The organism is Haladaptatus ordinarius (genome assembly GCF_054177595.1).
Window position 1 is genome coordinate 1 of record NZ_JBPEHH010000132.1, and the last position, 8,784, is coordinate 8,784.

The 8,784-nt window shown below is 54.3% G+C and carries 2 protein-coding genes and 2 pseudogenes; 2 read left to right on the forward strand and 2 right to left on the reverse strand.

Features of this window, described 5'->3' with window-relative positions; translation table 11 throughout:
• Positions 1–203: 203 nt before the first annotated feature.
• Positions 204–434, reverse strand: a pseudogene (locus tag ACR3FF_RS23945) (type B DNA-directed DNA polymerase); the annotation flags it as partial.
• A gap of 257 nt (positions 435–691) precedes the next feature.
• Here ACR3FF_RS23945 and ACR3FF_RS23950 point away from each other — a divergent pair.
• A pseudogene (locus ACR3FF_RS23950) lies at positions 692–1,504 on the forward strand (SpvB/TcaC N-terminal domain-containing protein); the annotation flags it as partial.
• A 603-nt stretch (positions 1,505–2,107) separates the two neighbouring features.
• A complete protein-coding gene (locus ACR3FF_RS23955) occupies positions 2,108–8,329 on the forward strand; it encodes a toxin TcdB middle/N-terminal domain-containing protein (protein WP_458190641.1) in 6,222 nt (2,073 codons plus the stop codon).
• 128 nt (positions 8,330–8,457) lie between these two features.
• Here the strand turns inward: ACR3FF_RS23955 and ACR3FF_RS23960 are convergent, their stop codons facing one another.
• Positions 8,458–8,670, reverse strand: coding sequence for a hypothetical protein (locus ACR3FF_RS23960; protein ID WP_458190640.1), 213 nt, complete (start codon positions 8,668–8,670; stop codon positions 8,458–8,460).
• Positions 8,671–8,784 lie beyond the last annotated feature (114 nt).

Consider the following 8,784-nt stretch of genomic DNA (forward strand, 5'->3'; position numbering starts at 1 on the left):
AGTTGGACGTCATGAGAATCCTTACGCTGTACAGGAGTTTCAGCTAGATAAGATTTATGTCATATGGCTCGAAATCCAGAGAATCTGAGTCATCCCGTCGATGTTTCTTGGACAGGCTCGTCAACACCGTCATTAATGGTGCCTAATATTTTCTGCTTGAGTGTTGTAAACCCCTTGTCGTATGTTGGATCACCTGTATTCCCCGCTCGAATCAACGCTTTCTGTGCATCGTCGATATAGGAGGGCGTACTCCGCTGACGGCACTCGATACCCCGATACTTATACTCATCTTCGCCAGCAATCTTTCCGAAATACTTCGTCAACGCACCCGCATCCGAATCACACAATGGAACGAACGCTATCCAGTCGTAGTGGGCTTCATGCTCAAGCCGAATCTCCACTTGCTCGGAAATCTCCAATGCAAGTTCAGACAGCTATGTTTGTTCCCTAGCGATCGAATAATAGCTGTTGACGAAAGGAAATCTGAGAAGCTCAGTCTACATATATCCACCATTACAATTGATTTGAGCGCAATCTAACCCCACATATCCCAAAGCTCGGATTTTCCTGCTAAATAGTTAGTTGAGCAACAGCTATGTACAGTGCTAGCGAACATCCTATTGGAACCTAATTATTAATAGTTAGGAATTGCGGAGGCGAGAAACCATGGTAACAGTAAAAGGGGGAAACGATGAGCAATAAGTCAGGGGTCGCCGATCAAGTTATTTCACTGCCAGAGGGCGGTGGTGCTCTCTCAGGGATCGGAGAGAAATTCTCACCCGATCTATTCACCGGAACAGGGAATTTCACCGTTCCTATCGATCTTCCTGCCGGCCGAAACGGATTCCAGCCAGAGCTGAGTCTCAGCTATAGCACGGGCAATGGAAACGCCCCCTTCGGACTCGGCTGGGCACTCAGTGTCCCAGGAGTGAGTCGAAAGACTTCGGATGGTGTGCCCATTTACGACGATTCGGCCGATACGTTCGTCCTCTCGGGTGCTGAGGACCTCGTTCCTATCAAAGAACTCCTCACTGCAGACGGAGAAAAACAAACCCGATATAGACCACGGACGGATGGTTTGTTCGCCCGGATCGACCATCATCAAAGCGACAGCGACGATTTCTGGAAGGTCTGGAGTAAAGACGGGCTCAAAAGCATCTATGGAACACCGTCGGCACGCAGAAATGATCCGGCGACGGTCGCCGACCCAGAAAAACGCGGTTCTTCGACCCAAAGACCATATGCGTGGCATTTAACGAGAACAGAAGATCCGTTCGGGAACCAGATTGTCTACACATACGATAATTCAGAGCGAGAAATCAAAACTGAAGAGCTGCGGCAATGGGATCAGACGTATCTGAAGACAATCCGATACGTTGATTTCGGAGACAGCGAAGAGACGACGAAATATCTCGTGTCGGTGTCGTTTGAGTACGAGGACCGTCCAGATCCCTTTTCAGGCTATCGAGCCGGGTTTGAGATTCGGACCCGACGGCGGTGTTCTCGAATAGTTATCCGCACACACGCCAACCAGAACGGAACGTCCACCAATGAAGAATCAGAGATCAGAAAGGGAACGCTTGTTCGGAGTTATCGGTTCGTCTATCAAGACCAACGAGAAGAGTTGGCGGACAGCGTCCCGCTGAATGGCGTCTCATTACTCAGCCAAATCGTCGTCACTGGACACGATGGAGATGAGACGGAACAATTACCCGCACTCGAATTCGATTACACGGGATTCGACCCTGATGGACGCGACTTCTTTCCAGTTGAGGGCGAACTCCCAGCACGATCATTGTCCAGTCAGGATCTCGAACTAGCCGACCTCTTCGGGAACGGATTGCCCGATATCCTTCAAATAAACGGAACAGTGCGGTACTGGCGGAATCTCGGCGGTGGACGATTCGACGATCCACGGCCGATGAAATACTCTCCTGCAGGGCTCCAACTCGCCGACCAGGGTGTCCAGTTGATCGACGCAGACGGTGATGCTCGGATCGACTTGCTGGCAACCAAGAGTGGGATTTCGGGATACTTTCCGCTGCAATTTGGTGGCGGGTGGGATACGGACTCATTCCAGCGATACGACGAGGCGCCGAGTTTCAACTTGGAGGATTCGCAGGTAAGCCTTGTAGACCTCGATGGAGATGGCGTGACGGATGCGGTCCGGTCGGGCAGCCAGTTCGAATGCTTCTTCAACGACCCGCAGGAGGGCTGGACCAAGACAAAACCAGTGTCGCGGAAAGCATTGGAAGAGTTCCCGAACGTCAATTTCGCGGATCCACGAGTCAAGTGGGCTGATTGTTCTGGCGACGGTCTCCAAGATATCGTCCTCGTACACGACGGTAACATCGAATACTGGCCAAATCTCGGCCACGGGGACTGGGGTCCTCGCATCCATATGCGGAACAGCCCGCGCTTCCCGTATGGCTATCGCCCGGAGCGAATCCTACTAGGCGATGTCGATGGCGACGGGCTCGCTGATCTCGTGTACGTCGGCGCTGAAGAGGTAACACTCTGGATCAACAAGAGCGGCAACGAATGGAGTGACCCCATCGAGTTCGATGGGACGCCGCCGGTCACGGATATGGACGCGGTCCGACTCGTGGATTTGCTTGGGACAGGAGTCGCGGGACTGCTTTGGAGTAGCGATGCTCAGTCCGGTCGCGACAATATGTTCTTCCTCGACTTTACCGGTGGTACGAAACCGTACCTTCTTGACGAGATGGACAACCACATGGGTGCACTCACCCGAGTCGCGTACGCTCCCTCGACGGAGTTCTATCTCGAAGACGAGGCAACTCCCGAGACACGCTGGCAGACACCGCTTCCTTCGCCGGTCCAGGTCGTTGATCGCGTCGAATCGATCGATTTGATTTCTGGTGGGAAACTCACTACTGAGTATCGCTACCACTACGGCTATTGGGACGGTGCCGAGAAGGAATTCCGCGGCTTTGGGCTGGTCGAACAACGTGATACCGAGACGTTTGAGACTTACAACGAGCCCGGCTTACACGGTGACGAAGTTGAGTTCGTCTCGGTTGGTTCCGACGATCGCGACCAGTTCTCCGAGCCGACGCTGACGAAGACGTGGTTCTATCAGGGACCGATCGGTCCCGAGTTCGGCGAGTGGTATGAGGTCGATTATGGAAACGAGTATTGGCCCGGAGACGTACCAATGCTCACGCGAGCTGACTCCGATTCTCCAGTCGAGCTGCTGGACTCTCCGGATCTCACGCGGCGGGACAAGCGCGACGCGCTTCGGGCCCTTCGGGGTCGAATCCTACGGACGGAGCTCTACGCGCTGGACGGGTCGGCGCTAGCGGATCGACCGTACACGGTCACCGAACAGCAACACAGCGTTCGCGAAGTGATCGACCCCGAAGATAGCGATGGCGATCCGATCGAGGCGGAGCGACGGGTCTTTTTCCCCCATTCCACCGCAACGAGAACCACGCAATGGGAGCGCGGCGACGATCCGATGACGCAGTATTCGTTCACTGGCGGATATGACGAGTACGGACAGCCGCGGTTCTCGATCGAAATTGCAGAGCCCCGGCTCTCGGAGCATCAGCGGCTCGACGGGCCCGATCCATATCTTGGAACCTTCACAGTTACCAACTTCGCAGAAGTGAACGACGACAACCAGTACATGGTTGACCGGGTGATTCGATCTACTTCTTACAAAATCGAGGAAACAGATGAAATCTCCAAGTGGAAAGATGAACTCCGACCCGATATCGAACAGGTGTTCAATGGCGAATCATTGCCCGACAGAGAAATCGCCGGTCAGACGATCACCTTCTACGACGGAGACAACGGAGACGAGTTCACAGGACTTCCGTTCGGGGAACTTGACGACTATGGAGCTGTAACTCGGACGGAAACGCTAGTTCTCACCGAAGAGATACTCGAAGCTGTATATCCCGACGGTGATGGGGTCTTCAACGGAAACGAACTGCCCTATTTCGCGACCGATGGCAATCCAGAGTGGCCCGATGACGTGCCATATCCCGAGGCGTTCAAAGAGCGGTATAAATCGGTGTCCGACGAGACTCGAACCGCTTACGATGGTGAGGAGTTGGTTCCGTCGCCGCTCGGCTACGGGTTCTCGGACGGCAGCGGGCCGTTCGAGCGAGGGTACTACGTCGCGACCGAAAGACGACAATACGACTTCCAGAGCGGTGACGGAGAGCGGGGCTTGGTTACTGCCACGATGGGGCCATTAGGTCGAAAGGTGGGCACTAAGTTCGAGCAACGTACCGACATCGAACACGATGCGGAGTTCGCCCTCCTTCCGATAATGGTCACCGATCCAGTGGGCTTGACGACCGAGGTGACCGAGTACGACTACCGGCTCTTCCAGCCGCTCGAAGTCGTCGACCCGAACGGGAACCGAACGCGGAACGCGTACTCGCCGCTCGGCCTGCTGGATCGTACGGCAGTCATGGGGAAAGAAGGTGAGGAAGTGGGTGACACGCTCGAACAGCCAGGAATGCAATTCGAATACGACCTCCTGGCGTTCGAGCACGAGGGACTCCCCGCATCCGTACGCTCCATCGCGCGGATCGACCACCGCTGGGATATTATCAAGGAGGAGAACGAGGAGCGTCTCGCGAACGGTGAACTGGAACTAACGACCGACGAGATTGCGAATCTGTTCCCGGAGACAGAGATGGAGAAGTTCCCTGAACGGTTCATCCAGACCGTCGAGTACTCGGATGGGTTCGGTCGGATCGTCCAGACTCGAACGCAGGCCGAGGACGTTGTCTTCGGGAATTCGGTGTTCGGTGGGTTCGAGGAGAGCGAACTCGAGGACAACGAGATCGTGGGCCGAGAACTCGCTCCCGGAGAGGGACCGCGCGTCGTGGTGAGCGGGTGGCAGACCTACGACAACAAGGGCAACGTTGTCGAGCAGTACGAGCCGTTTTACGCGACTGGGTGGGACTACCTCTCGCGTGCGGAAGCCGAGGACGCCAAGACCGAATTGGGTGCGGACGAGCCGTCGGTGTTCGGGAGCGCGGTCCGGATGTACTACGACCCGCGCGGCCAAGTCGTCAAGACCGTCAACCCGGACGAATCTGAACAGACCGTCTTCTACGGTCGGATCGAGAAGGACGAACTGGAGACGCCCGAGACGTTTTCGCCCTCGCCGTGGGAGGCATACACCTACGATGCCAATGACAACGCCGAGCGGACGCACGACAACGACGATGGCGACGCCAGCGGCGATCACGTCGCGTTACCGAGCGAGTACGAGCACCACTGGAACACGCCGTCTAGTATCCTCATCGATGCACTCGGTCGGACGATCGAGACTAACGCACGGAACCGTACAGAAGACGGAGGAGAAATCCTTCGACACCGCACGTTTTCGACGTACGATATCCGGGGGAACGTTCTCTCAGTGATTGACGCGCTCGGTCGGGAGGCGTTCAGGTACACGTACGATCTCGCCGACACTCCGTTGCGGACAGAGAGCATCGACGCCGGTGTCTCGGTTGTGGTCGTGGACGCCGCGGGGAGCGAGACCGAACGCCGCGATAGCAAAGGTGCGATGGTTCTTGGAGCGTTCGACGAACTCAACCGCCCGACTCACCTCTGGGCACGGGATAGAGAGCCTGAGGAGGACGAGTCGGCGGAACAGATGACACTCCGACAGCGGGTCGTCTATGGCGACGCGTCGGACGAGGAGACGGAACGAGAGGCGAGAAAGGAGAGCAATCAGCTGGGTGTGCCGTACAAGCACTACGACGAGGCGGGGGTGATGACAGTCGACAAGTACGACTTCAAAGGGAACATGTTGGAGAAGGAACGGCGGGTCCTTTCGGACAAGGCGGTCTTGACCATGCAGCCGGTCGACTGGGAGCCAGAGAGTGGATCGACGTTCGCGGAGCGGGCCGAGGAGCTACTGGAGGAGAATGGGTACGAAACGTCTGCACGATACGATGGGCTGAATCGCGTCACTTCGATGCGATACCCTGAGGACGTGGAGGGTGACCGGAAGGAACTGCGCTCAGAGTTCAACCGTGCGGGCGCATTAAAGCGCGTCGAACTGGTGCACAATCTCGACGGTGACGAGACGGTCGAGACGTTCGTTGAGCGGATCGCCTACGACGCCAAGGGGCAGCGGTCGCTCATCGCGTATGGGAATGGCGTGTTGACGCGGCACGTTTACGATCCGGAGACGTTCCAGCTCGTCCGGATGAAGACACAGTACTACGACGTGGAGGAAGCGACCGACCCGCCGACGTATGAACTGCTCGACACGGTCTCCAAGCGACGGTTGCAGGATCTCTCGTACACCTACGATCTGGTCGGGAACATTCGGAGAATCGTCAACACAACCCGGAACAGCGGCGTGAGCGCGACCCCGGACGAGTTGACGCGGGAGTTCAAGTACGACGCACTCTACCAGCTTACCTTCGCGTCCGGACGCGAGTGCGCCGAACTCGGAGGCGGCCGACCCTTCACAGGCGTTCAACCGTGCGGATTTGGCGCGAATCACCTAACTCCGACCTTAGAGAACGGCCCCAACCTGACGTTACCATACTGGGAGCGCTACGACTACGACCCGGCTGGGAACCTGCTCTCGATGCGACACGCTGATCACGGAAACCGGAACGGGGAAGTCCGGTGGACGCGCCACTACGGGGTTGAAGGATCTGCCTCCAACTGGAACGTCGAGTGGCCGGCTCGGCTGGGAGCTTGGACCGCAATTGACGTGGTCTCCCGAGAATCGACGTGGCAAGAAGCCTATGGAAATCGAATGACACACGTCGGCACTGACGACGCGGGCGCGGGGCAGACGCATTTCTATGACGCGAACGGAAATATTCGCCGGGAGAAGGAGAATGGAAATCGACTGTACGTGTGGGACTACGCCGACCGGCTTTGCTCATTTAGCGAGGGGACTCTCGAAGCGAAATACTGCTACGATGCCTCCGGACAGCGCGCGAAGAAGGTCGTCCGAAAGGGAGGAAATCGAACCGAAGTGACGGTGTACGTTGACGGCGTATTTGAAGGAGACCGTATAACTTCATCAGAGCACGTGAAAGAGAATGTCCATCTGCACGTGATTGACGATCGACATCGTATTGCCCGGGTACGCTTAGGAGGGACTATAGACGGAAATGATCAAACACCAGCAGTTCAATATACGTTGAGCGACCATCTCCAGAATTCTTCGATAGTCGTTGACAAATTCGGGGATTGGGTGAATATTGAAGAGTATTCTCCGTATGGTGAATCCGTATTTGGCGGATTTAAGCGGAAGCGATACCGCTTTTCTGGTAAAGAATGTGATACTGAGAGTGGATTGTACTACGCTCAGTCTCGCTACTATATTCCATATCTCGGGAAATGGTCATCTCCTGATCCTATAGGCCCAATAATTGACATTAATTTATATATTTTTAATTATAATAACCCGATTCGTTTTATCGATCCCACTGGGTTAAATCCGAAAGATGAGTCGGATAAGTCAATCCAATACAATTTCACTGTGATTGAAAGTGTATCACCAGAGGTAAACGACGAATGGAGTAACGTCACTCTATACTGGGGATCTCCAACTGACCCTCGGAGTCTACAGAACAATATAGATCAAATTCCAGGAGATACGGCACCACCTTTGGAAGTCCCTTCTGAAATTGTCACGAGTGATGATCCGAAAAAAAGCGCCATGCGTGCCAGGGAATGGTATCTGCAATCGTTAGAGAACGAAAGTCAGTTACAAAGAAAAAAGGCAGATATAGAAACAACAGGGAAGTTTGGCACTGCTGAACAGAAGTACCAGGAATCTGCGAAAAAAAATCACCAAAAGAAAACACGATTGGCTGAAGCAAAGAGGCAACGAGAGGAACGATTCCGGCGGGCATCGGAAAGGGCAGAGCAGGCAGAACGAGAAGCGGCAATATGGAAAACTATCTCTGATTGGAGTTTTAGGGGTATGGCAACAGGTGAAGCCATTTTGGTAGGCCTTTTGGCACTGGAAACCGGTGGTACAACTCTCTTTTACACCTACGCTGGGGGAGCTGCGTTTAGCGCTTGGAAAGATCCTCCAACAGAACCGGATATATCTTCCGAAATATCAGCAACACGGGCGGCCTATGTGCAAGGTTTATTAGATGCGGCTATGACGATAAGTCCGTTAAAAATAACTGCAATTAAGATCGCCACGGAAGGTAGTGAAGGAGCTATGACTTCAACAAATGACCTGGTATGGGATCAAGTGGCAAGGACTGTACCTGGTGGTGAATTAATAGTTGATATATTCAACAAATGGTTCGAATATGAAATTTCACAGTATTATAAGGATAAAAAATAAAAACTTTTATATGGATATATCGTATATCAATCGGATCCAAGTATGTCACCATGTGTAAGTGTAATAACCAGGAAGAACGGAGGCGGGTACGGATGAAACGAGTGGACGACGAGGCCGACGGTCGAACCCTACGTGAGTTCCTCCGAGAGTGACTCAGTCTCGATCGCTACGAAGCGGACCGTGCCGTCGAAGGTTGAGCGGTAAACGTACGAGAGATTCCGATAGAAGACGAGGAGGAGATCGAGAGGCCGCTCAGCGAACTCGATGCCTGGATCCGTATCTCTGGTCCGGAGGAATTCGTTGTAATAGGTACCGTCACACAGGGGGACGTTCCGCTCCATCCGTCTTTAGCTAAGACGAGAACCGCGTGACAGTGACGGCTTATCGAGGCTACTTTTCGAGAGGAATGAGGAGGAGAAGTCAGTGCACGACTCTCGCTCCTCATCAAGAATCAT